The sequence below is a fragment of the Psychrobacter sp. genome, from assembly GCF_030457785.1.
GTDB lineage: Bacteria > Pseudomonadota > Gammaproteobacteria > Pseudomonadales > Moraxellaceae > Psychrobacter.
Map to the genome: position 1 here is coordinate 1 of NZ_JAKDUI010000283.1, position 2,314 is coordinate 2,314.

Consider the following 2,314-nt stretch of genomic DNA (forward strand, 5'->3'; position numbering starts at 1 on the left):
AGATTAGTGAGGTGCTCTTCTTTTTTCAATCACTTTCGAAGTTGAGAGTGGGGTTTAGTTTACAACGGGTTATCTTCATAAAAGTAGTCTAGCATAGTGCTTATCTACTACAGCCCCATGATTATTTATCTTTGTGAGTTGACGCTGCATCGTCAGACATGCTGAGTGATCGAAGCTGATCTAAAAGCTGACTGACCATATGACGAGGATAAGTGTGCCCGGTTGGCATGATAATATGAGCGACCTGACGATACAATGGATCGCGAACGCTATATAAATCTTGCAGAACTTTTCTCGGGTTGGGCTGCTGTAATAAAGGTCGAGATTTATCTTTGGCCGTGCGAGCCATTTGCACATCGACAGGCGCATTAAGGTAAACCACAATACCGCGCTGCTTTAATAGTGCTCGGTTTTCAGCAGACATCACTGCCCCACCGCCAGTAGCTAGAACAACTTGTGTTTTTTGGGTCAGCTCATCAATCGCTCGCGTCTCACGCTCACGAAAACCAGCCTCACCTTCTTTGGCAAATATCCACGGGATGTCGGCGCCTGTTTGCGACTCAATATACCAATCACTGTCCACAAACGAGCGCCCTAACTGCTTTGCTAGTAGTTTACCAATTGTCGTTTTCCCTGCTCCCATCGGACCCACTAAAAACACCGACGGTAATTCCTCCACCATAATAATTACTCAGCTAAATTGGCTATGATACAACGTCATTGGTATTCTGGCTAGTAACGTGCGGTGTTTATTGTTACACCAAAATCAAAAAACATTATCAGTAATAGGAAGCACCCTTAGGGCGTGTCATCATTTAAATAGTGAGGCTTAAAATGAGATAAATTGACGCCAATCAAGGAAAAAATTGCAGGGAATATGAGCATATTCACACGATTTTTGGCGGTGAGTAGCAAGATTTAGCCATTTTAAAACCACTAAACGATTGAATGCGTTGATTGATGACACGCCCTAACATCTACAAGAGATATTTTTACCAAGCTTCCTACTCAGATTTTAATATGCATTTCAGGCTCAAAACCTCAAAACTACTCCATAAAAAAAGCAAGCACTGAAGCTTGCTTTTTTACATGAGGCTGCCAGAGTTTAGTTCAAACGGCTGGTACCGTCGTTGATGAGTTTTGGCGTGACGAATATCAATAGCTCTTCTTTAGAATTACTACGTACATCTCTACGGAAGGCACGGCCAATATAAGGCAAGTCTCCCAAGAAAGGCACTTTATCTACTCCATTACTGGTGCTATTTCTAAAGACGCCACCCAATACAACCGTTTGACCATCTTCAATAATAACGTTGGTCGCAATAGAGTCTTCAGTAATAGCCACTTGATTGTTGACGATAGTCGGTGTTCCATTGGTAATCAACAGCTCCAACCCTATCTTACCGTCAGGAGTGATATTTGGTGTGGCTTCTAAACTCAGCGCTGCTTCTCTAAAGCTGGTCGTCGTAGCACCACTCGCAGATGCTTCCTGATAGGGAATCTGTGTGCCTGAAGAAACTTTTGCTGTTTGTTTATCAGCGGTCAAAATTTTCGGGGTTGAGATGACCTCACCACGATTATCCGCTTGTAGTGCTGATAACTCAAGATCCAACATCACATCAGATATACTAAGCAACCCAAAGGCTATACTACCTGCTGCATTGTCAATGCCTAAGTCTACATTTAAATTGTCAGGGCGACTAATGTCATATGAGGGGTAAGATACTGTTTGACCATTAACAGTCGTTGTTTCTATGTCAAAATCTTTCAGATCCCATAAGGTCTGGTCACTACCGCCTACCAATAAATTGCGATTGTTGGCTGCACCATCTGATAAAATACCCCACTGAACCCCTATTTCTTTACTAAAACTATCAGACGCACTAACGATACGCGCCTCGATCATGACTTGACTAACCGGAATATCTACCTTGCTAATTAAATCATGAATATTTTCAATACTGTCCGATACATCCTTGACAATCAAGGTATTGGTACGCTCATCAATTGTCACCGTTCCTCGGTCAGACAATAAGGTGTTATTGTCACTGTTGTTATTTGAGCGACCACCGGAGGAGCCGCGACCTTGCGATATCAAGGTTAAAATATCTTGTGCTTTGGCATAGCTTAAGCGGATATACTCAGTACGTAGAGGGGCATAAGACTCAACTGCTTGCTGCGCTTCAAGCTCACGTGCCTCTTGCTCACTTAACTCTGCTGCAGGTGCCACCAAAATGACATTGCCATTTTCACGCTTACCTAACCCCAGTTCGGGATAAGCCACATTGTAACTCATTGATACTATTTACAATGT

Annotated in this window: 1 protein-coding gene and 1 pseudogene; both read right to left on the reverse strand. The window is 42.9% G+C overall.

Annotated features, from left to right (window positions below):
- Positions 1-121 precede the first annotated feature (121 nt).
- The gene (gene aroK, locus L0J61_RS10560; protein WP_301466397.1) at positions 122-682 is read right to left on the reverse strand and encodes a shikimate kinase AroK; all 561 of its coding nucleotides are present in this window, start codon (positions 680-682) and stop codon (positions 122-124) included.
- 423 nt (positions 683-1,105) lie between these two features.
- Positions 1,106-2,263, reverse strand: a pseudogene (locus L0J61_RS10565) (type IV pilus secretin PilQ); the annotation flags it as partial.
- Positions 2,264-2,314: the final 51 nt, after the last annotated feature.

Excerpts from the sequence above, each read along its gene's own strand:
- aroK (WP_301466397.1), bottom strand. The coding sequence starts at position 682 with ATGGTGGAGGAATTACCGTCGGTGTTTTTAGTGGGTCCGATGGGAGCA.